General features: G+C 43.1%; 16 protein-coding genes, 1 tRNA gene and 1 pseudogene. 8 read left to right on the top strand and 10 right to left on the bottom strand.

The genetic code is table 11. The features are described 5' to 3' along the window. Nucleotides 1-25: 25 nt before the first annotated feature. From BM176_RS07820 to hflX, 4 genes are all read right to left on the bottom strand, one after another. Nucleotides 26-99, bottom strand: a tRNA-Asn gene (locus BM176_RS07820). Nucleotides 100-175: 76 nt separating this feature from the next. Further along, complete coding sequence (locus BM176_RS07825) at nt 176-1,795, bottom strand: ArnT family glycosyltransferase (protein ID WP_255373466.1); 1,620 nt, start codon at nt 1,793-1,795, stop codon at nt 176-178. 71 nt (nt 1,796-1,866) lie between these two features. After that, nucleotides 1,867-2,205: a Rieske (2Fe-2S) protein gene (locus tag BM176_RS07830; protein ID WP_090101289.1), complete on the bottom strand. Its 339-nt coding sequence runs from the start codon at nt 2,203-2,205 to the stop codon at nt 1,867-1,869. Next, a complete protein-coding gene (gene hflX / locus BM176_RS07835) occupies nt 2,205-3,395 on the bottom strand; it encodes a GTPase HflX (RefSeq protein ID WP_090101291.1) in 1,191 nt (396 codons plus the stop codon). Before hflX ends, BM176_RS07830 begins: the two co-directional genes overlap by 1 nt. 84 nt (nt 3,396-3,479) lie before the next feature. On the opposite strand from hflX, the gene BM176_RS07840 reads away from it, so the two are divergent. Both BM176_RS07840 and BM176_RS07845 read left to right on the top strand, forming a co-directional pair. Continuing rightward, on the top strand, nt 3,480-5,504 hold the full coding sequence (locus BM176_RS07840) for a S9 family peptidase (protein ID WP_090101294.1): 2,025 nt from the start codon (nt 3,480-3,482) through the stop codon (nt 5,502-5,504). Nucleotides 5,505-5,575: 71 nt separating this feature from the next. Further along, nucleotides 5,576-6,355, top strand: coding sequence for an enoyl-CoA hydratase-related protein (locus BM176_RS07845; protein WP_090101296.1), 780 nt, complete (start codon nt 5,576-5,578; stop codon nt 6,353-6,355). Between the two features lie 155 nt (nt 6,356-6,510). On the opposite strand, the gene BM176_RS07850 is transcribed toward BM176_RS07845, so the two are convergent. The 5 genes from BM176_RS07850 to gcvT all read right to left on the bottom strand — a co-directional run bounded on the left by BM176_RS07850 (nt 6,511) and on the right by gcvT (nt 13,825). Then, a complete protein-coding gene (locus BM176_RS07850) occupies nt 6,511-7,209 on the bottom strand; it encodes an outer membrane beta-barrel protein (RefSeq protein ID WP_090101298.1) in 699 nt (232 codons plus the stop codon). Between the two features lie 237 nt (nt 7,210-7,446). Then, nucleotides 7,447-11,193, bottom strand: coding sequence for a DEAD/DEAH box helicase (locus BM176_RS07855; RefSeq protein ID WP_090101300.1), 3,747 nt, complete (start codon nt 11,191-11,193; stop codon nt 7,447-7,449). A 214-nt stretch (nt 11,194-11,407) separates the two neighbouring features. Further along, a complete protein-coding gene (locus BM176_RS07860; protein ID WP_090101302.1) occupies nt 11,408-12,130 on the bottom strand; it encodes a 2-phosphosulfolactate phosphatase in 723 nt (240 codons plus the stop codon). A 69-nt stretch (nt 12,131-12,199) separates the two neighbouring features. Next, nucleotides 12,200-12,673, bottom strand: a complete 474-nt coding sequence (locus BM176_RS07865) for an SRPBCC family protein (protein ID WP_090101304.1) — start codon at nt 12,671-12,673, stop codon at nt 12,200-12,202. Nucleotides 12,674-12,736: 63 nt separating this feature from the next. Next, nucleotides 12,737-13,825, bottom strand: coding sequence for a glycine cleavage system aminomethyltransferase GcvT (gene gcvT, locus BM176_RS07870; protein WP_090101306.1), 1,089 nt, complete (start codon nt 13,823-13,825; stop codon nt 12,737-12,739). 247 nt (nt 13,826-14,072) lie between these two features. On the opposite strand from gcvT, the gene BM176_RS07875 reads away from it, so the two are divergent. From BM176_RS07875 to BM176_RS07900, 6 genes are all read left to right on the top strand, one after another. After that, the gene (locus BM176_RS07875; RefSeq protein WP_143097748.1) at nt 14,073-15,692 is read left to right on the top strand and encodes a M20/M25/M40 family metallo-hydrolase; all 1,620 of its coding nucleotides are present in this window, start codon (nt 14,073-14,075) and stop codon (nt 15,690-15,692) included. Nucleotides 15,693-15,743: 51 nt separating this feature from the next. After that, on the top strand, nt 15,744-16,139 hold the full coding sequence (locus BM176_RS07880; RefSeq protein WP_090101310.1) for a hypothetical protein: 396 nt from the start codon (nt 15,744-15,746) through the stop codon (nt 16,137-16,139). A gap of 21 nt (nt 16,140-16,160) precedes the next feature. Continuing rightward, entirely contained in the window at nt 16,161-16,847 is a 687-nt protein-coding gene (locus tag BM176_RS07885) for an NUDIX hydrolase (RefSeq protein WP_090101312.1), read from the top strand. Nucleotides 16,848-17,052: 205 nt separating this feature from the next. Continuing rightward, nucleotides 17,053-17,964, top strand: coding sequence for a pantoate--beta-alanine ligase (locus BM176_RS07890; RefSeq protein WP_090101314.1), 912 nt, complete (start codon nt 17,053-17,055; stop codon nt 17,962-17,964). An 11-nt stretch (nt 17,965-17,975) separates the two neighbouring features. Further along, on the top strand, nt 17,976-19,391 hold the full coding sequence (locus BM176_RS07895) for a nicotinate phosphoribosyltransferase (protein WP_090101316.1): 1,416 nt from the start codon (nt 17,976-17,978) through the stop codon (nt 19,389-19,391). A 94-nt stretch (nt 19,392-19,485) separates the two neighbouring features. Continuing rightward, nucleotides 19,486-21,033, top strand: coding sequence for a class I SAM-dependent methyltransferase (locus BM176_RS07900; protein WP_090101318.1), 1,548 nt, complete (start codon nt 19,486-19,488; stop codon nt 21,031-21,033). Nucleotides 21,034-21,304: 271 nt separating this feature from the next. On the opposite strand, the pseudogene BM176_RS32875 reads toward BM176_RS07900, so the two are convergent. Continuing rightward, nucleotides 21,305-21,946 (bottom strand): annotated as a pseudogene (locus BM176_RS32875) (Abi family protein); the annotation flags it as partial. Nucleotides 21,947-22,054 lie beyond the last annotated feature (108 nt).

The following is a 22,054-nucleotide window of genomic DNA, read 5'->3' on the forward strand; positions in this document are numbered from 1 at the left end:
GTCAGACGTTAAAACCCTTTTTTTGCTCCCCCTTCTGGACTTGAACCAGAGACCCTCTGATTAACAGTCAGATGCTCTAACCAACTGAGCTAAGGAGGAGTGTTTTCCCGTTTCGGGATTGCAAAAATAGACAATTTTTCATTTCTGCAAAATCTATTCGCAAAAAATTTTCAATCTACTTTAAAATAGTTGGTGGCACCTTATCCACAAATATTATCAAACGCTCTTCCACAGCGGATTTCCTTGTAACATGATTTACAAAAGGAAGATCTAATTTTGTTACCGGAAAATGTGAAAATGATTGTATTACCCTGCAAGGATGTCCCTGCAACACCAAAGAATCTCTATACTCAGGTGTGGTAAAAAGTAAAACCGACTGATCAGTTCCGATGTTATCATATCGTTCCAATGGTGCATCCAGGTAAAACGTCGTCGCATAAGAATTCCATTTATAAAATCCTATGGGCTGTCCTTTCAGTTCCCGGTTTGCATAAAAAGCAGCAGAACTTCCACTTTGATACTGCAACACATCCGGATAAAACATTCCATTTAAAAAGATATTTAACGCCAAGCTGGCAAGACAGGTACGGAAAAATACCTGCGATTGTCCCTTTAAAGGAAGCCATATAAACAGTATCACAACTATCACAATTAACCCCACCGCCAGATAATTAATTGCGGGCTGATATAATGCCCACAATCCAATAATAGCGACTCCCATTATACTGATGATCACATATTGGGTGATCCTGAAGAATTTCAGCTTTTTAAGCGATAAAATATATTGGGCGGTGAGAATAGCAAAAAATGGGAAGATGATATTCAGATAATGTGGTAACTGGAAGCTGGAAAGAGAGAACAATACAAAAGTTGCCAGCGATCCGCTGATAGTGTAAAACTCCCGGCGATCTTTCCGCATAAAAGCGATCACAGCCGCATATAAGAATATCGACCACGGTAAAAACGCCCACAACACAGTATGAAAGAAAAAGAAAGGATCCCCTTGTCCTTTGATAGGGCCCGTATTCATAAACCGGCCAAACTGGCTATCCCAAAAAAAGAACCGGATACCAGATACTCCTGTATGTCCGAAGACTATCTTTTCAGGATGCAAATCGAACTGCAGGTACAAAGCATATAACTCCGGTAATATGAAGATCCCGATCAGTACGGTTACCAAAAGCCATCTCAAATGAAATAATTCCCGCCATTGACGGGTAAAAACATATTGCCCGGCAATGGCACAGCCAATAGGCACCAACGCGAACGGGCCTTTTGTCATAACAGCACATGCCGCAAATAAAGCTCCCAATACTAAATGAATTCCTTGCCTGCGATATAAATGGTAAACACTGGCGATGATAAGCCCGGTGAGATAAGGCTCTGCACGTACATCATTGCTGGATATTACCAGATGCTCTGCGGTGAGTAGTATACATACTGCCCAGCGGGCTACCTGCTCGCCATATAAAGCGTAGGCAAACCGGTAGGTATAGATCACACCCACCATTAAAAAGAGGAGGGCAGGGAGTTTATAGGCTACAGTAGTAAAGCCCAGCAGGTTAAAGGAGATGGCCATCATCCAGAAGGGAAAATGAGGCTTATCCAGCCAGTCATGCCCATCTGCAAACAGATTCCAATAGTCATGATGCTGTACCATATATTTCGCAATGCCGGCATATAAAGCGCCGTCAGGCTCCATAATGGTAACAGGTAACCCAGTTATATGCATGAATACGAGCAACCCGATAATGACCTGGCTAACCCGTTTTTCTGAGAAGGAGGAAGATGACATGTGCAAAAATTACTGCACAGCGGCCACTTGCACAAAAATACATGTGCTCTTAATAGAAAATTAACACGGCACTACCACCCGAACAGTCCGCTTTTCTCCAAACCGATATATACACCATCTTCCCGATGTTCTACGGGGTAAGTTTTCAGGAAAAACCCTTCCCCACTTGAATTATAGCCATTCTTTACACTAAACCGGTACCGGTGCAGAGGGCATACCACATTCCCTGAATCGTCTATAAATCCATCTGCCATGATACCACTGGCATGCGGGCACTTATACGCGAATGCATATAAACTGCCCTCATAGCGGGTACAACAAACCTTTTTCCCATGCACATCCAGTATAATGATTTCCTGGTTTTCCATGGGCAGATCTTCCACCCGGTGCCAATTGTATTGCTTTACCATTAATAAAAATATTCTGACTTGTAAGGGTAACGCTCCCGGTATAAGTTCATTACCTTATCCATAATGGTTTTACGTAATTCGTCGATATTCTTCTTTTCCAGAGCAGAAATAAACACACAGTTTCCCTGTGAACGACCTTCCCAGTTAGTTTTCATCTGAGTAAGAATGTCCTGCTTTATATCATCGGCCAGCCATTTGTCGAACGTATTCTGTTCATACAGATCCATCTTATTAAAGATCATGATGGTGGGCTTGTCAAATGCTTTCAGCTCGTTCAGGGTGCGGTTTACAACTTCTACCTGATCTTCATACTGCGGATGGGAAATATCTACCACATGCAGCAGGATATCACTTTCGCGTACTTCATCCAGCGTAGATTTAAAACTCTCTACAAGATGATGGGGTAATTTGCGGATAAATCCTACGGTATCACTCAGCAGGAAAGGCGTCTGGTCAAACACTACTTTACGGGTGGTGGTATCCAGGGTTGCAAACAGCTTATTCTCTGCAAACACCTCACTCTTACTCAGCATATTCATAATGGTGCTCTTTCCCACATTGGTATATCCTACCAGGGCCACACGAATATATTCTCCACGATCCTTCCGCTGGGTAAGTGACTGCTTATCGATTTCTGCCAAACGTTTGCGTAACAATCCAATCTTATCCTTGATGATACGACGGTCTGTTTCTATTTCCGTTTCACCCGGTCCACGACTTCCAATACCCCCTCCCTGTCTTTCCAGGTGACTCCACATCCCCTTTAATCGCGGTAGAATGTACTGGTACTGTGCCAGCTCCACCTGCACCTTTGCCTGCGCAGTTCTGGCGCGACGGGCAAAAATATCCAGGATCAGGTCACTACGGTCTATCACCTTTATATTCAGCACCTTTTCTATATTAGCAATCTGGGAGCCAGACAACTCATCATCAAATATCACCAGTGTGATATTCCGCCCGATAGTGAAATCTCTTATTTCTTCCAGTTTACCCTTACCCACAAAAGTAGCTCTGTCGGGCCGTGCCATCTTCTGTGTAAAGCGTTTTATAATAGGAGCTCCTGCTGTTTCCGCCAGGAATACCAGCTCGTCCAGGTACTCCTGTACCTGTCGCTCTGTTTGTTCCTTGGTTATCAAGCCCACTATCACCGCTCTCTCTTCCTGTTGTACAGCCTGTTTTTTCTCAATCAAAGTTTCTGATAATTTTTTACAAAGGTAGCAAATTAGATGCTGACACTATTTTCCCTACATTTATTCCTCCAAACAAAATCTAATATGCTTAAATCTATATTGTTAACATCACTATTTATAACAACTATGGCTACGGCTCAGCAGAAAATGACGCCTGAGCAACTCTGGCAACTAGGCAGGGTAAGCGGGGAAACAATTACAACAGATGGGAAAACAGTCGTGTATGGCGTTTCGCAATACAACATTGCTGAAAACAAAAGTGAAAAGAACCTTTATGCCATTCCGTTAACCGGCGGTACTGCGCAGCAGATCACAAAAGAACCTGGCGGCGAAGGCGATGTGGCCGCACTTCCCGGTCAGAAGATCGGCTACTCCTTAAAAGGACAATGGTGGGAAATGAATGCAGATGGTACCGGCGCTGTACAATTGACAAATGTAGAAGGAGGATTACAAAATATCCGCCTGTCGCCGGATAGTAAATATATTCTCTTCTCAAAAGACGTGAAGATCAAAAAGGTGAGTGGTGCCGACCATTATCCGGATCTTCCAAAATCAAATGTACAGATCTACGATAACCTCAACTACCGCCACTGGGATGCCTGGGAAGATGGTAATTTCCAGCACGTGTTTTATGCAACCTACAACAACGGACAAGTTGGCACTCCTGTAGATATCATGGAAGGGGAAGCTTTTGATGCCCCTCAAATGCCTTTTGGCGGCACAGAAGATATGATCTGGAGCCCTGACAGTAAAAGCATTATCTACGTTTCTAAAAAGAAATTCGGTAAGGAATATGCTATAAGCACCAACACCGACATTTACGAATACAATCTCGACACACACACTACCAATAAACTTTCTGAAGGGGCAGGTTATGATCTGGGTCCGGCTTTTAGTCCAGATGGTAAGTACCTGGCATGGCAAAGCATGGCAAGAGATGGTTTTGAGGCAGATAAAAACGATATCATTATCCTGAACCGTGCTACCGGCACACGTACCAATCTTACGAAAGACTGGGATGGTACTGTTTCTTCTCTCAATTGGAGCAAAGATGGGAAATCTATTTTCTTCCTGGCAGTTGTAAAAGGAACGGAACAAATCCTTGAAATAACATTGCAGAAAGATATAGCTGCTACAACAGCGAAGCACATACGCCAGGTGACAGAAGGCGATTTTGATATCAGTGCTATCCTTGGACAAACAGGAAATACACTGGTTGTATCCCGTATGGATATCAATCATGCATCAGAACTATATACCGTTACATTGCCTAAAGGTACCATGCAGCCGCTGACGACTGTCAACAAAGCGACCTATGATAAAACAGGCATGTGTAAAGTGGAAAAACGCTGGATCAAAACTACCGACGGTAAAGACATGCTTAGCTGGGTGATCTTTCCGCCAGACTTCGATCCTGCTAAAAAATATCCTACACTGCTGTATTGCCAGGGAGGCCCTCAGGCAGCACTATCACAATTTTATTCCTATCGCTGGAACTTCCAGTTGATAGCTTCCCAGGGATATATCGTGGTAGCTCCAAACCGTCGCGGTATGCCCGGACATGGTGTGGAATGGAATGCTTCCATCAGTAAGGATTGGGGAGGACAACCTATCCGTGATTACCTGAGTGCGATTGATGCTGTTAGCCAGGAACCTTATGTTGATAAAAGCCGGCTGGGTGCTGTAGGTGCCAGCTATGGCGGGTATTCCGTATATATGCTGGCTGGTGTGCATAACAACCGCTTCAAAACCTTTATCGCACATGATGGTCTTTTCGACTTGAAAAGTTGGTATGGCACAACTGAAGAACTATGGTTTGCCAACTGGGATATAGGCGCTTACTGGGATCCAGCTAACGCGAAGATGTACAAAGAATTTAACCCCAGCGAATATGCCAGCAAATGGAATACTCCTATTATGGTTATCCAGGGCGGGATCGATTTCCGGGTGGGTATAGAACAAGGATTACAAGCCTTTCAACTGGCACAGTTAAAGGGCCTCAAAAGTAAACTGCTCTATTTCCCCGAAGAAAACCATTGGGTTCTTAAGGCGCAGAATGCGCTGGTATGGCAACGCGAGTTCTTTAAATGGCTAAATGAAACATTATAAATAATTCACCAGTCAGACTAAGCATATTTCAGAAACATGCTTAGTCTGACCATTTACCCCCAATCAATTCCATGTATTCCACCATCTTACACCAGATCAACAACGGCGTCGCCACTATTACGCTCAATCGCCCCGATGTCTACAACGCATTTAATGATCCGCAAAGTTATGAGCTCCAGGATGCCCTGAAACAGGCAGAAAAAGATCCTGCTGTGAGAGTCGTAGTACTCACCGGTGCAGGAAAAGCATTCTGCAGCGGGCAAGATCTTAAAGCCTCTATGGATGCTGGTCAGCGAAATCTGAGCGAATCGCTGCACAAAAGATATAATCCTATTATCAGGGCTATCCGCAATATGCCCAAACCGGTTATCTGTAAACTCAATGGGGTAGCAGCCGGCGCCGGCTGTTCATTGGCACTGGCCTGCGATATCATCATTGCAAGCGAAACAGCATCTATGATTGAGATCTTCATCAATATAGCTCTCGTGCTAGATTCAGGATCTTCTTATTTCCTGCCGCGTACCGTTGGCTACCACAGGGCATTTGAACTGGCCACCAAAGCCACAAAATTATCTGCAACAGAGGCACAACAACTTGGACTGATAAACAAAGTAGTAAAGCCTGAAGAACTTGACAGTACTGTACAGGCAGAAGCTACATTTTATGCAAATGCCCCTACTAAAGCGATTGCGCTGCTCAAAAAAATGCTGACCAAAGGCATGACAGAGAACCTGGATACGGTATTGGATTATGAGGCCTATTGCCAGGAAATAGCAGGGAAAACAGCAGATAATGTTGAAGGAATAAATGCATTCATTGAGAAACGAACACCTGTTTTTAAAGGACAATAATTTTCAGAGCAGCCTTTTAGAAGTTGGTCTTAAAGCTTTTAGTAGGTTCCAATATAAAACGGCCCAATGCCTTTAAATTTTTCAATGGCTTACTTATATAAAAAGAGCGGCCCGGGAAATATCCTGGGCCGCTCTTTTTATATAAGTAAGTTATATTACAGACCACTGAAAGAAATACCAATAGTATATGGCTTGATATCGTAAGTACCACTCTCTTTAAACATGGTGGTAAGTGCATATGTACCATAAAGGGAAAAATTACCATAACCTACCCTTGCTGTACCAGCAAAACGCCAGGTATTAAACAGGCTTTTGTTAGCTTCCTTCTCAATATGTTTGGAACCATTAACCGTAGCAACTGAACGTGTATGTACATTCACCAGGTTACCTATCTTAATACCCAATCCTACTTTAAAACCCTTATTTGCATTTTCCGGTACCTGGCGGTAACGAATTTCCAAAGGGATTTCAAGGTAGTTCATCGCTAATTTGAATTTCTTGTAAGAAGTAGTTGACTCAAAATCCGGCGATGATGAAACCTTTGTCAGATCAATCATCTGATCCTTCAGATAGATATTACTTGAACTTACACCTAATCCTGCCGCAAGACTGAAATTAGTGTTCTTCAATGGTATATCGTACATAAACGCGAGGTTAAATTCGCGGTTAAAACCAGAGTTGATATCACTGGCTCCTGTACCGTTCAAACCAACATAACCCAGCTGAATCACCAAAAAGTCCTTGGAATGTTGAGTAGCTCCCATAGCTTTGTTTGCAACCACATTTTTTGCGTCCTGTGCAAAAATACTATAAGAAGCAAGCAGCATTCCCAGCGTAAAGAATATTTTCTTCATGTTTAAGTATAAAGTCTTGAAAAAGAATATTAGGCAAATTTAATGGAATAGGAATAAAATAAAGGGTTAAAATATTGCAAAAATCTTATTTCCCCCTCCATCTATCTGTAGATACTAGTTTATTATCTCCGTTTAACCATATTAATACAATTAAAGAACGATTTTGCTATAAGCCATAGATAGCACTTTAACGGCACAGGTATTTTACCAGAAAGCTGTCAGAATCCAACCCTGATCCTAACTAAACAGGTATAATACATCTTCCTTGGTCAGCTTCTTCACAAAACCACTGTCATCAGCAATAATTTCCTTTACAAGTGATTTCTTCCGTTCCTGCAGTTCCAGGATCTTTTCTTCCACCGTGTCTTTACAAATCATGCGGTAAGCGAAGATGTTCTTCGTTTGCCCAATACGGTGTGTACGGTCAATGGCCTGTTGTTCTACGGCAGGATTCCACCACGGATCTACGATATATACATAATCTGCAGCTGTAAGGTTCAAGCCCACACCACCGGCTTTCAGAGAAATCAGGAATACCCTGCACTCATCATTATTCTGGAAGTTCTGAATAGCTTTTTCCCTATCAGTAGCAGAAGTACTACCATCAAAATATTCAAATTCTATCTTCAGATGCTGCAGTTTCTCACGGATAAGCCCCAGCATACCCAGGAACTGCGAAAAGACCAGCACTTTATGATTGCTGATATTTTCAGACATTTCACGGGTAAGCTCATGCAGCTTCACAGAATGGTTCGGATACTTCTCTGTATCATTCAGGATAGCCGGTGAATCACAGATCTGCCGCAACTTCATCAACCCTTGCAGGATTGTTAACTGAGAACGTTCCATTCCCTGATCCTCAATTACACCCAGGATCTTGGAGCGGTACGAATTACGGTAAGCATCATAAATATGGCGCTGTTCAGCGTCCATTTCACAGAAAATAACCGTTTCTATCTTCTCTGGCAGATCTTTCGCTACCTGCTCTTTGGTACGCCTTAGTATAAAAGGATAGATCAGTTTACGCAGATGATCCTTACGTTCTTCATCCTGGAACTTGTCGATAGGAGTGGCAAACTCATTTCGGAAGAAGTCTACACTGCCCAGCATTCCGGGATTCAGGAAGTTCATCTGTGCATATATATCAAATGTATTATTCTGCATGGGGGTACCACTCAACGCCAGCTTATTGCGGGTGTTCAGTAGTTGCGCTGCTTTTGTCACCTTGCTCTGCGGATTCTTGATAGCCTGCGATTCATCAAGCACTACATAATCCAGCGGCATCTTCATCAAAGTGGTGATATCACTCCGCAAAGTACCATAGGTGGTGATCAGGATATCAAATTGCTGCAGGTCTTCTGCGGTTTTCATTCGCGCAGGACCATGATGAATATGATACCTCATTGATGGAGTGAACTTCTTGATTTCATTCTCCCAGTTATAGATCAGTGTAGTAGGGCAAACAACCAGCGCAAGACATTTATCGTCATGCTTGTTCTTATAATGCTGGATAAATGTAAGTGCCTGGATCGTTTTACCCAAACCCATATCATCTGCCAGGATTCCACCCCATTTCACCTCATCCAGGTAGTTGAGCCACTGGAAACCACTTTCCTGGTATGGACGCAGGGTGGCATGCATATTATGCGGCAGGTCAATATTGCGGATTTCATCAAACTGCAATAGTTTCCGGCGCTTTTGCTCCAGTTCCATCAGGATAGTTTCATCATCAATGAACTCGAACAATTCATCGATCACGCTGAAATTATACTTACTCAGTTTCAGCGCACCTTTCTCCTTTTCATCTCCGATCTTAAATAAGAGAGAGTATTTTTTCAGCCATTCTTCGGGCAGTAAACCCAATGAACCATCTGCCAGCTGTACATAATTCTGTTTGCTGGCCAGGGCGGCTTTGATATCCCGGATGCTTACCTTCTGATCCCCGTACACGACTTCTATCTTCGCATCAAACCAGTCAATTCCTGAACTGATCTGCAGATTGGTAACCGGCTTATGTCCACTGAATTTGAAATTCTTCAACTGATCAAACCCGAATACGCGCACATCCATTTCCTTCAATGCATCAAAGAACAGGAAGAACCAGTTATTCTTCAGTGCTTCTTTTGCCCGCAGGAAAAAGTAATTATGCGTATTGGGCTGTGAAAAATTAGTATGTAAGGTGCTGAGTTTCTCTACAAATTCCCGCTCCGCAGATTTATTCCGGTGGATGATCAGCACTTTATTACCTTCCTGCACAGTTATCCGGGCATCACTGTTCCAGTCTACTTCCTGTCCGTGATAAGCAAAGCCAGGTTGGATAATAAATGTTTCTCCTACTTCGCGCAGGAAAACCCTGTACTCAGGTATCACATCATCCACTTCTGCCAACAGCGAATTATCAAACTGGATATTATATTGTTTACTTAATGGTAACAGGTAATCCTGCAGATAAGTGCCCCATTCGCCGGCCGGAATACGGACACGTCCGTTTTCACGGAACAGTTCCACATGCAGGGCATCCTGTGGATTTTCGAACAGGTATAATACTTGTCCTTTCAGGAACAGCAGAGGACTTTCCCACTCATTATCAGCCACATTCACCATTTCACCTTCGATGGAAACATGGCAGGTGATCTCTACAAAATCCGGAGAGGAATGTGTTTTAAAGATGGGCTGCAACCTTTCTCCGGCTAACTGAACAGGCAGCAGACTCTTTGTTTTAAAGGGCTGCCGGTTAGGCAGGAAAAACAACAACCCATGTGCAGCAATCTGCGGAAACAGTTTTGCCAGCTTGGGATGCAGGTATTCCAGCATCAGTTCCTTTGTCTCAGTAGGGAGTGTTGATTCATGCTCATCATGTGTAATATTCTCCCATATGCCCGCAAAAGGAGAATTTTTACTGAGGAATTTGCTCACTTCCATTCCCTGCACCTTACGAATAGGGGTAATCAGGTCACGGTCTATTTCTTTATACTGATAAAAATCTACGTACTTGGTAAGATCCAGTTTGTTTACAAGAGATACAAACCCTGTTTGATCATCATTCACCTCCCCGCTCACCAGGTCTATTCTGAAAAATGGATATAAAGATTCATTACCATTAAACACAATGCCCACCCGCTGTGTGATCACTACGGCCACATCAGGCGGGGGAGGTGCTACCGGCGGCCGGTTACCCGCACCCAAACCATCCACTCTTTTTATACTTGAATCCAGTACCCGCAGGAAAGGCTTCCCTTCCAGGTAGGAAAATGTGAATTTCCCTTCCAGATTATCTTCCAGGGAGTATCCATATAATGCCAGTAACTTATTCTTTTCCTTATCCCAGTTCCGTAGAGTATCAAAATAATACGGGCCTTGCTTATTCAGCAGGTGCAGGAACAGGGCTGTTTTATGTTTGCAGAGCGCATGCTCTGTTTCATCACAGGTACAGTGGGTATCAAAATGACGTTCCTCATTCCGTTGCAGGATAATAGGGAACTCTGCACCATCCAGTTTTAATAAAGCCTCTACCTTCTCATCTTTGGCAGAAGTAATTTTGAATGCCCTGGCTGGTTTTGCAATCTTTTCGGCCTCTTCAAAGATCTCGTTGTTGGTGAGCAGTTTCAGCGCCTTAATATCTATGAACTTCATTTTTACCAGCGTATGCTGCTGGTTATATTTGGTTTCATAACTATCAAAATGATTTTTATCCAGCATCTCCTGCAACTGAAACATGGCAGCGGCCTCATGCCTGCAGATATCTCCCAGGTTATAAGGACACTGGCATCGCACATTCATCGAGCCTGTATCATGATATTTATGGATGGAAACACGATAGTAATTGGCATGTGTATCGCTCTTAACGCGGAATGTAGCTGATTTCAAAACAGGGTCCGCTTCTATCAGTTCTACACCGCCAGCTGCATATATACGCTTCCCCCTCCGGATCACCTCATCGGTTCCGTTATTATAAACATATTTGAGCAACTGGGGCAGCGACATAGTTTAAAATCTGCCTACTTTTTTGCCAGCAGGGTTAAAAAACTAAAATATTTAGCAGCTGGTGAAAAGGCAATTCACAAAAGTAAGCAGAAAAATCCTAAAAAGCTAAAGCCAGAGGTATCGCGAAGAACGTTATCTTTAAGGGTTTATCTGTACACTATCCTAATAGTGTTCCCTTATGCTGTTAGCGTGCAGCCATTACCTGTGGAGCGATTTAGCCTATTACCAGCTCTCCGTTATTAAAGATTGGTAATACATTAGCGCCATCAGGTGTGAGGCAGTAACGGATGTCATTTTCCAGTCCGTAGTTGGCCAGGCGTTTAAAGTGAGAAGCCTGTGTCATCACACCATAAAGATCTCCTTTGGCCGCATTATAAGCAGACTCCGCCATAATAGCTGAATCGCAGTTTACCGAAAAATGTTCCCGGATCCGGCTAACTACAGCACCGGCAAAGAGGGTATCCTCCATATTTACGCGATCCTTCCATGCAGCGCAGCCAAGGATCACCGGTTGCTTTTGAGCTACCAGGTAGTCGCATACAGCTGAAATATTAGGAAAGGAACCTGTAACAATCTGGATGGCATCTTTGGCCATATGCAGCAGTTTGGTGCCGTTTGTAGTGGTTAGCACCAGCGTCTGGTCCTGGATAAACTCCCGCGGATATTCAAAAGGGGAGTTGCCATGTAATAATCCTTCAGCAATTCTGCCATCACGCTCACCGGCTGTAATGGCTCCCAGTTGCTTCCCGATATTCACACACTCGGCTACCGACGATACCGGTATTACCTTAGTTGCCCCATTGTACAAAACTGTACAGATTGTAGAAGTGGCCCGCAACACATCAATGATTACCACAATACAATTCTTCACATCATACAAATGCAATAAAGCCGGCGATAAGCACACCTCCAATGAGGGTTTCTGTTGTTCTGTCATTCTCTGAATTTGCAATTACAGCAAATCAATCACAAATTAGTAATATCTGTAATTGATCTGCTGTAGCTGTTAATCTAATATCACTCTCCACTTTTCACTCTCCGCATATTCCTTAATCACATTATTTCGCATCTGCAACAGGCGGGTCATATACCGTTGAAGGTAAAACCGTTCAATCAGTTTGCCCAGCCGGCCGTATGGAGTACCAAACTCCATGATATCAATCGCTACTGTGCCGTTCCCAATCTCCTTAAAATGGTGCTCATGTTTCATATAGGTAAAGTCTCCTTCCACCATTTCATCGCAGAAATACTCTTTATGACGCATTTCCGTGATACGGGTAGTCAGTTGCCTTACCTTTCCCAGGTGTTTGGCACGCCAGGTAACCGTTTCATCCAACTCTATCAGTCCATTTGTTCGGCCCTTTATAGCTTCCTCCTGCAAATGCAGCATACTGCGCTTATGCAGGGTAATACTCCGGCTCAGGTCAAAAACCCTGTCCATCGGAGCATGAATTAAAGTAGTTACATGAATTGTAGGCATAGCGGATATGGTTTTTCAGCAAATAAAGCTAACGATTATCCCTCCTTTTTTAGTATGTTCTTATTAACTTAGAAAAGGAACTTTTACTACTTTGGCTTTCAACAACTTATCTCTCACAGCAATAAATATTTCACTGTCCTGTGCAGAAAAGGCTGTATTCACATAACCCAAACCTACCGCTTTTTGAAGAGATGGCGACTGTGTTCCTGATGTTACACGGCCAATTACCTGCCCTGCAGCATCCTTGATTTCATAATCATGACGGGGAATCCCCTTGTCTACCATTTCAAAACCTACCAGCTTCTGTTTAAGGCCCGCAGCCTTCTGTTGTTCAAAAATACTACGGGAAGTAAAGTCCTTAGTAAATTTGGTGATCCATCCCAGTCCAGCTTCCAGCGGGGAAGTATTATCGTCAATATCATTACCGTACAAACAGAAACCCATTTCCAGCCGCAAAGTATCACGGGCACCCAGACCGATAGCCTTCAGTCCTTTAGGTCCGCCTGTTTCAAAAATAGCATCCCAGATCTTATCTGCAGCACCATCCTTATCTTCAAAATAAATCTCAATACCTCCGGCACCTGTATAACCAGTTGCGCTGATCAGTACATTGTGTACTCCTGCAAAAATACCTTTTGCAAAAGTATAATACTTCAGGTTTACCAGTTCTATATCTGTTAACGGCTGCAGAATACTGGAAGCATTAGGGCCCTGTATAGCCAGCAGACATGTTTTCTCAGAAATGTTGTGCATTTCCACCCCTTTGGTATTAAATTGGCTGATCCAGTTCCAGTCCTTCTCAATATTACTGGCATTTACTACCAGCATATATACCTTGTTCTCCTCTATACAATACACCAGCAGATCATCTACAATACCGCCCTTTTCATTAGGCAAACAGCTGTACTGTGCTTTACCGGCCGTCAGTTTGGAAGCATCATTGCTGGTAACGCGCTGGATCAGGTCCAGTGCATTTTCCCCTTTTAGTATAAACTCACCCATGTGGCTTACATCAAAAACTCCAGCATTATTACGTACTGCCTGGTGTTCGTCATTAATGCCGGTATAGGAAATTGGCATATTGTAGCCCGCAAAAGCAGCCATTTTAGCGCCCAGCGCTATGTGTTTGTTTGTAAAAGGTGTGTTCTTCATAAATAACTAATGATCGGTTCTTGTTTTGGGTACGTTTAAAGTTTAGGTTTTGATTTTGCCCGGCAAAAATAGGCTGATTTTCTAAATTCAGCCTTAAATCATGATTTTGGTTCAATAATTGCCTTCGAGTTCATAGTCAATAATCCAGAGTACCTGACAATAAATTACATTTGCTTTGAACTTCAAGGCTTAACACCTGTTCTTGTTTATTTGACAACCGTCAACAGGCTCCTAAAAAACAACAACTGTGAAGCACAACATTTGGCTATTAGCACTCTTATTGCCCTTTACACTAGTAAACGCCCAAAAAAAGGCCGATCGAAAAACACTGGGAAACCTTCAGGCCAGCATCTCTTACCTAGCCAGTGACGGGCTGGAAGGTCGCCTCACCGGTACCAAAGGCGAACAACTGGCTGCAACATATATTGCGGAACAGATGAAACAGGCCGGACTAAGCCCTAAAGGTAATGACGGATACCTGCAAACCTTCCCCGTTAGCGAAAGCAGAATCATAGGAGATAAAAGCCTCCTGACAATGAACATCTCCAGTCTTACCCCCGGCGAAGAATTTATTCCCCTCCCTTTCAGTGCAGAAAAAAGTGCTAAAGGTGATGTAATCCGGGACGTAAATGAACCAGACAATATATGGCTCGTGAATGTGAAAGAATTTGAAGTACAGCCACATGCAGAGCCGATAGAGGTATACCGGCAGTATGCACGCGAAGCCGCTAAAGCCAGTGCTACAGGAGTCGTTTTTTATAACGGCACAGAAACCCCGGACGAAGTGAAAAAATGGCTTTCTTCTTCCAGCAAGCCACTTACGATACCCGTGGTATGGGTAAATAAAGATGTGAGTAAAACAATTTTGAAAGCAGAAGATCTTCATATCAATATCCGCGTGGCATTTAGTGCGACTAAACGTACCGGCACTAACGTAGTGGGATATATAGATAATAAAGCCCCCAATACCATAGTAATAGGTGCACACTTTGACCATCTAGGTCATGGAGAAGATCATAATTCTCTGGCCCCAAACGAAAAAGCTATTTTCAATGGTGCTGATGATAATGCCAGCGGTACTGCGGCCCTGCTGGAACTGGCACGGCAGCTGAAAGGCTCCCGCTTTAGTAAGAACAACTTCCTGTTTGTAGCTTTCTCCGGTGAAGAACTGGGCCTCTTTGGTTCCAAATACTTCACAGAACATAGTGCCATAGATCCTGCCACATTCAATTACATGATCAATATGGACATGATAGGACGCCTGGATAGCTCAAAAGGCCTGCAGATAGGAGGTATCGGGACTTCTCCTTCCTGGTCGGCACTAATGCAGCAAACAGCACCGGAAGGAGTTCATCTTACTTACGATTCATCCGGCACTGGTCCATCTGACCATACTTCCTTTTACCGTAAAAATATCCCGGTATTGTTCTTCTTTACAGGCACCCATACTGATTATCACAAACCTACAGACGATCCGGAAAAGATCAATTATGATGGGGAATTACGGGTGATCAAGATGGTATATAACATTGTAGGGAAAACCAACGATATGCCCAAACTGATATTCACAAAAACACGTGAATTACAGACTGGCATCAGCTCCAATCCACGATTTACAGTAACACTCGGCATCATGCCGGATTATACTTATCAGAAAACAGGTGTTAGGGTAGACGCAGTGTCTGATGGTAAAACTGCACAGAAAGCAGGATTGATCACCAACGATGTGATTGTACAACTGGGCCCCGTAGCTGTTTCCAACCTGGAAGATTATATGAAGGCTCTTTCTTCCTTTAAAAAAGGGGATTCAACTACCGTTAAGATCAGAAGAGGCGAGACCGAAAAGGTATTTAATATCCGGTTTTAAGAGGCACAGCACTTTTTTTAATATCTTGCATCTCCATAACATAAATTTACCATGCGTTGCATCCTCATTTTATTAACAGCCGCCCTGCTTTTTTCGTGTACTCAGTCACGTGATAGTAAGAACAGGGCAGCCTATGATATCATTACAGAAAAGTGCTACGTGATCCGGAATGTAAAACCGGTTAGCGGAGATCCGCTGGTAGATTCTGTAATGCAACGCAGCGCTGCAATAGTGAATTATCTTGAACGTCATGGCTTCAGTAAACACATAGCTGCGAAAGACAGTCTGCTGTTTCACCGTACCAATGCACAGGAAGTAGTAATAGAATTACCTGCTCCGCAGGATGTATGGCAAGCAAATACAATCATTGTATTTGATCCTGAGAAAAACCCACTCTTTGTAAATCTGCATAAAGACACTACACAGGTAGAACATTATATAAAATAAGCAGCAATTACCAATCTGAACTTGGAACCAAAACAAAACATACGACTTTGTGTAGATGCTGTAGTATTCGGCTACACAGCAAAAGAAAGTATCTCAGTACTGCTCATCAAACGTACTATTCCACCCTTTATGCACCGCTGGGCACTCCCGGGAGGATTTGTGCTGGATGGTGAGACACTGGAAGAAGCCGTAACCAGGGAACTACATACCGAGGCTGGTGTGCATATCAATTACCTGGAACAGCTGTATACTTTTGGCCGTCCCGAACGCGATCCGCGCGGTAGGGTCGTGTCTGTTGCTTATTTCGGACTGGTAAATCCTACCAACTTCAAATTAGCTGCCAGTTCAGATGCAGAAGATGCCCGCTGGTTTGATATCAAAAAACTGCCGGATCTCGCTTTCGATCATTCAGATGTAGTGGCCACTGCTGTAAAACGCCTGCGTAACAAAATAAGATATGAGCCTATAGGCTTCGAACTCCTGGACCAGAAATTCCCCATTTCAGACCTGGAAAAATTATACGAAACCATCTTAGACCGCCCGATTGACCGACGCAATTTCCAGAAAAAAATGAATCACTTAGGTATTCTCATGGGTCATAACGAGAAACAAAAACATCCCTCTGCAGGTAGGCCGGCAAAACTCTATAGCTTTAATGAAGAACAATATATCAAACTGAAACAGGAAGGAATTATCTTCGAAATATAGACTCCAACACCACTGTTTCAAATATTTTATTTTTCTACAAACATGAGGCTCCAAAAGGAATCCATCCTCATTGGATGTGTCTTTTAGGCTCCCCGTATACTTTGGCATTAGGGTCAATTTTCTTCATTTGTGTAAATATTACAAGATTTATTTTGCTCATGTGTTATAACTTATATACATTTGTGTCATAAGTACGCAAACTACTATGATCACGAACAAACCAACAGCAGTAATTATAGCACGGTTTCAGACACCGGCCCTGCATGAGGGACATCTCTCCCTTATCAGACAGGTAAAACAAAAGCATAACCGGCTAATCATTGTTCTAGGTGTAAGCCCGGTGAAAGGCAGCCGCAAAAATCCATTGGACTATTACACCCGCGAAAGAATGTTGAAGCAACTCTTTTCAGATGTCATCATATTACCTCTCAGCGATCAGGCTATAGACAAAATATGGTCAAAGAAACTCGATGATCTGCTTTCAAATAATTTCCCACAGGAAACATTTGTATTGTACGGCAGCCGCGATAGTTTCATTCCATCCTATACCGGCAGGTTTCAGACAGAAGCACTCCCTCCTGTACAGGACTTCAATGCTACTGCGCAACGGGAAGCAATCTCCGATAAAGTATTTGATACCGAAGAATTTCGCGCCGGTGTGATCTACAATACATACAATCTCTTCCCTAAAGTATATCCAACGGTAGATATCGCACTGTTCCGTCAGCAACGCAAACAATTACTTCTTGGTCGTAAGCCCAATGAACTGTCATGGCGATTGCCAGGTGGCTTTGCAGATCCCACCGATGATAGTTTTGAAATGGCTGCCCGCCGCGAACTCCGGGAAGAATGCGGAGAAATAGAAGCAGGCCCTATGCAATTTGAATTATCGATGCTGGTAGACGACTGGCGCTATCGTCCGGAGGTAGATAAGATTATCACAACTCTCTTCAGCACAGATCTCGTGTTTGGAGAACCTGTTGCGGCAGACGATCTCGCGGCCATGCGCTGGGTAGATGTGAACAACATTCCCCAATTGATAACACAGGGAGAAATAGTAAGCACGCATATCCCACTACTGAAAAAATTAGCTGAAAAATATTCTACAAACGATTAAAATAAGGAATCATGACAAAGGAAAACATCATTCTCTTAGCCGACGCCTACAAATACTCTCACCACAAACTCTACATACCCGGAACTGAATATATCTATTCCTACCTGGAAAGCCGTGGCGGTAAATTTGAAGAAACAGTTTTCTACGGATTACAGTACCTCCTGATGGAATATCTGCAGGGGGCCGTTATTACCAAAGAAAAAATTGATGAGGCAGAAGCGACCTTACTGGAAGTATTTGACCGCAACGATATCTTCGACCGCAGCAAATTCGAATACATTATAGAAAAACACGGGGGCCGTTTACCAGTACGTATCAGAGCTGTACCGGAAGGAACCGTAACATCCATACGCAATGTGCTGATGACGATTGAGAATACAGATCCTGCCTGTTTCTGGCTTACCAATTTCCTGGAAACACTTCTGATGCAAGTATGGTATCCCTGCACCGTAGCTACACTTTCAAGAGAAATAAAAAAGGTAGTGCAGCATTATTATACTGAAACTGCCAGTCCTGAGGCCTTTGCTGGGATCGACTTTGTACTGAATGACTTTGGCTTTCGCGGAGCCAGTTCAGTGGAAGGTGCAGGACTAGGCGGCAGCGCTCATCTGATCAACTTTGCTGGTAGCGATACCCTTATCGGATCTACTTACGCTAAACGTTATTATAATGCACCGGTAGCTCCGGGATTATCTATCCCTGCTACAGAACACTCTATTGTTACTCTGCTCGGTGAAAAAGGAGAACTGGAAATATTCCGTCATATTCTGAATACATTTCCCACCGGTACTATCGCATGTGTATCCGATTCTTACAATATCCTCCGCGCCTGCGAAGAATATTGGGGTACTGAGCTGAAAGAACAAATCCTCAGTCGTAAAGGAACGCTGGTAATACGCCCCGATAGCGGTGATGCTGTACAGACACTCCTGAGAATGTTCGACATCCTCATGCAGAAATTCGGTTTTACAGTCAACGAAAAAGGGTACAAAGTTTTACCTCCGCAGGTAAGAGTTATCCAGGGAGATGGAATCAGTTACTCTTCTATTCCTACCATTTATGCGGCTTTACAGAAAGCCGGAATCAGTGCAGAGAACCTGGCATTGGGGATGGGCGGAGCCTTACTGCAACGCGTTAATCGTGACACACAGGAATTCGCGCTTAAATGTTCTTATGCCCAGGTAAATGGCAAAGAAATCAACGTACAGAAAAATCCGCTGGAACTTGATGCTAATGGTAACACACGTATTTCTTTCAAGAAATCAAAATATGGTAAACAAAAGCTGGTAAGAGAAAACGGTATCTTCAAATCATACTCCGTAAATGAAGCCCCACAATTGCCCGACGAACTGGTAACTGTTTTCGAAAACGGCGAAATCAAACAACAATATACTTTTGACGAGATAAAGAAACGAGCTTTAATCTGATTCATCACCATCATTTGTCCCCCTCTTTGTATGCTGTCTCCGGCCTTCCGGAAGACAGCATCTTTTTTTACGATACGATTTGTATTTTACAGGCATGTTTATATTAATTCCTGGCCGACATCATCTACTTACTGATTTCCAGTTCAAATATCTTAACAGGCTCGTACAACGCAGTATGGAAGGAGAGCCGGATATCCAGGGCACAGCCTTGCCGCAAACAGCTATCACAGCCATTATATTTGCCGTTACCTCCTCTAATCACCTGGGTACAAAACGTAATCCTGTCCCGTTTTATCTCCGGGCCATGACCATTCAGGAATTTTCCAGCTACCTTGATGTACCTGTTTTTGTATATGGGATTGATGACGTAGGTATCATTCCCAACTTTGCCGGATATACGGTTAAAACAATCCGTCACAATAGCGAAGGGCTACATCAGTTAACGCCGGAAAATACAGTAGTGATCTGCTCCACACCGGTAAAAGATATGTATACGGAACAAGGCTATCGCGTGCTTCCAGCCGAATGGGATATTACTGCCAACAAGTACACACAACCATTACCCTGGGATATCGTACAACTGATCGTAAAGGCCGATAACTGGAAGAAAGATCAACAGATCCTTGATCTCATGCATCCCGCTGCTTTTAAAATCTGGAATCAATATAATATCGGAGAGAAAGTACGGCACATCCTGAAAGATCCTATTATAGGGGCAGATGGTGATCTCACTGCCACACGTGATTACAATGCATACGTTCATCAGATGGATGAGATTGCTGCTCTCAAATACCAGGAAACAGCGCCTTATATCAATCCCGGTAAAATAGGGGATATCGGCTGCGCTGCGGGTTCCTGGATAAAAATAGGCAGTGAGGATGAACGCCTGCATGAATGTGACTTTTACGGAGTAGAGGTATCCCGTCACCTGTTCGACATCTGCCTGCAACGTAAACATAATGGGGACTTTGCCAATCCGTCCGTATTCTTTTCCCAGAAGAATGCAGTGACAAGTCTGGTATTCGATGCGGGTAGTATGAATACGATTCACACGTCTTCACTTACACACGAAATAGAATCTTATGGCAGCCGGGCGGACCTGCTGGAATTTATTAATAATCGCTACCAGGAACTGGCACCGGGAGGTGTATGGATTAACCGGGATGTAGTAGGGCCGGACAACAAAGAAGAGATTGTTTTATTATGGCTGAATGATACTGACGGAGAAAATTCTTCAACAGATCTTGAGCTACTTTCTACCCGCGCATTATTCACCCGTTTTGCGCAGGACTTCCGTCATCATGAAGGATATCAACTGCCCTATGAATGGGTAACCATTGATGGTGAAACTTATTGCCGGTTAAGTATGCAGGATGCCTGCGAGTTTCTGTTTACAAAAGATTATAAAGATAACTGGTTGAGTGAGATGCATGAAACATTCTGCTTCTGGAATTTTGCTGACTGGCAACAGGCATTAGAAACAGCAGGCTTCCGTGTAGATAAATTATCTAAGCCTTATCGTAATGAGTGGATTGTACAGAACCGTTTGGAAGGGAAGACGAAGTTGTTCCGTCAATCAGATGGAGGTTTGGAAGTGATTCCTTTTCCGGTATCACATATGTTGATGCTGGCGCGGAAATAATCTGCCAGAGATCTTCTGTTTCCCAACCAGGAACAAAGCCCATTCGATTGAGATCAATACTGGGGTATCTGCCCACTAATCTTTTAAGTTTAGCATTAAAATTATTGTCAGGATTAGCAGTCTGTAAAAGGTAGCACACAACACATAATTGATAATATAAATGCTGGTTTAACTGGCCAGCAACAGGAGGAACATTTTTTATCCAAGGCAATTTTGGGTCGCACATTTCCTTTGGTGGAAAATTGAATACACGATAACAAACTCTTGAATGATGGGCACAAAAATTCCTTAACGCAGATACAACCTGCATCCAGCTCTGGAGCCATGCATCTGCTGGAAGTCTATAAATTTTTGCGATGCGTCTTTTTTCAGGTATGTCTTTATGAATGTTACCATAAATTTTGGATAATGTGCCTAAAGAAAGTACCTGCATTGTCTTCCAGGCCGGTGGATGTTCAGCTTTCCCATATTTTCGGTCATGATGTTTTACAAAATCTTCTTTAGATCTGTCCAACTCAATATTTATAGTTTCTATAGTAGTATTCAATGTGTCTTCACTAAACACAAGCGTAGGATCTGAGAACCAGGTTGGGCCATGGTTTCCTGACATTTCATTAACCATTACAGATCGAAAAGATACTTCTATACGTTCTATTGCATCCAGCAATAAAAATCTTAACTCCCGGTCAAAATTATATAACTCCATTATTTGTTCTAATGTAGTTCCAGGAATAAAAGTATGCTCCACCGGATCATTTTGAAAAACCTGCCAATATCCAGCTAAGCGATAATATCCTATGTGTTGAAGAAATTGGGATATATCAACTGGGTTATTAATAATTAAACCCCGCCCCTGCAAAAGGGCAATTTGATCTTCAATGGACGTAGATAGTTTGGTATAAGGAGTAACCATAAAAAAATGCCCCGCCTGGGTGCGCTGTTCTTAAGGGAAGCGTGGCGGGTACTGTCATAATAAAGTTAGAGAGAAATTATAAAATAAAAAAATAAAATTTGCTTTTAA

Origin of the sequence: Chitinophaga sp. CF118, from assembly GCF_900112615.1 — a bacterium.
Lineage (GTDB): Bacteria > Bacteroidota > Bacteroidia > Chitinophagales > Chitinophagaceae > Chitinophaga.

What these genes read in the sequence shown, in the direction of transcription:
- BM176_RS07825 (WP_255373466.1), bottom strand. Translation starts at nt 1,795, where the DNA reads ATGTCATCTTCCTCCTTCTCAGAAAAACGGGTTAGCCAGGTCATTATC.
- BM176_RS07830 (WP_090101289.1), bottom strand. Translation starts at nt 2,205, where the DNA reads ATGGTAAAGCAATACAATTGGCACCGGGTGGAAGATCTGCCCATGGAA.
- BM176_RS07840 (WP_090101294.1), top strand. Translation starts at nt 3,480, where the DNA reads ATGCTTAAATCTATATTGTTAACATCACTATTTATAACAACTATGGCT.
- BM176_RS07845 (WP_090101296.1), top strand. Translation starts at nt 5,576, where the DNA reads ATGTATTCCACCATCTTACACCAGATCAACAACGGCGTCGCCACTATT.
- BM176_RS07850 (WP_090101298.1), bottom strand. Translation starts at nt 7,209, where the DNA reads ATGAAGAAAATATTCTTTACGCTGGGAATGCTGCTTGCTTCTTATAGT.
- BM176_RS07855 (WP_090101300.1), bottom strand. Translation starts at nt 11,193, where the DNA reads ATGTCGCTGCCCCAGTTGCTCAAATATGTTTATAATAACGGAACCGAT.
- BM176_RS07860 (WP_090101302.1), bottom strand. Translation starts at nt 12,130, where the DNA reads ATGACAGAACAACAGAAACCCTCATTGGAGGTGTGCTTATCGCCGGCT.
- BM176_RS07865 (WP_090101304.1), bottom strand. Translation starts at nt 12,673, where the DNA reads ATGCCTACAATTCATGTAACTACTTTAATTCATGCTCCGATGGACAGG.
- gcvT (WP_090101306.1), bottom strand. Translation starts at nt 13,825, where the DNA reads ATGAAGAACACACCTTTTACAAACAAACACATAGCGCTGGGCGCTAAA.
- BM176_RS07880 (WP_090101310.1), top strand. Translation starts at nt 15,744, where the DNA reads ATGCGTTGCATCCTCATTTTATTAACAGCCGCCCTGCTTTTTTCGTGT.
- BM176_RS07890 (WP_090101314.1), top strand. Translation starts at nt 17,053, where the DNA reads ATGATCACGAACAAACCAACAGCAGTAATTATAGCACGGTTTCAGACA.
- BM176_RS07895 (WP_090101316.1), top strand. Translation starts at nt 17,976, where the DNA reads ATGACAAAGGAAAACATCATTCTCTTAGCCGACGCCTACAAATACTCT.
- BM176_RS07900 (WP_090101318.1), top strand. Translation starts at nt 19,486, where the DNA reads ATGTTTATATTAATTCCTGGCCGACATCATCTACTTACTGATTTCCAG.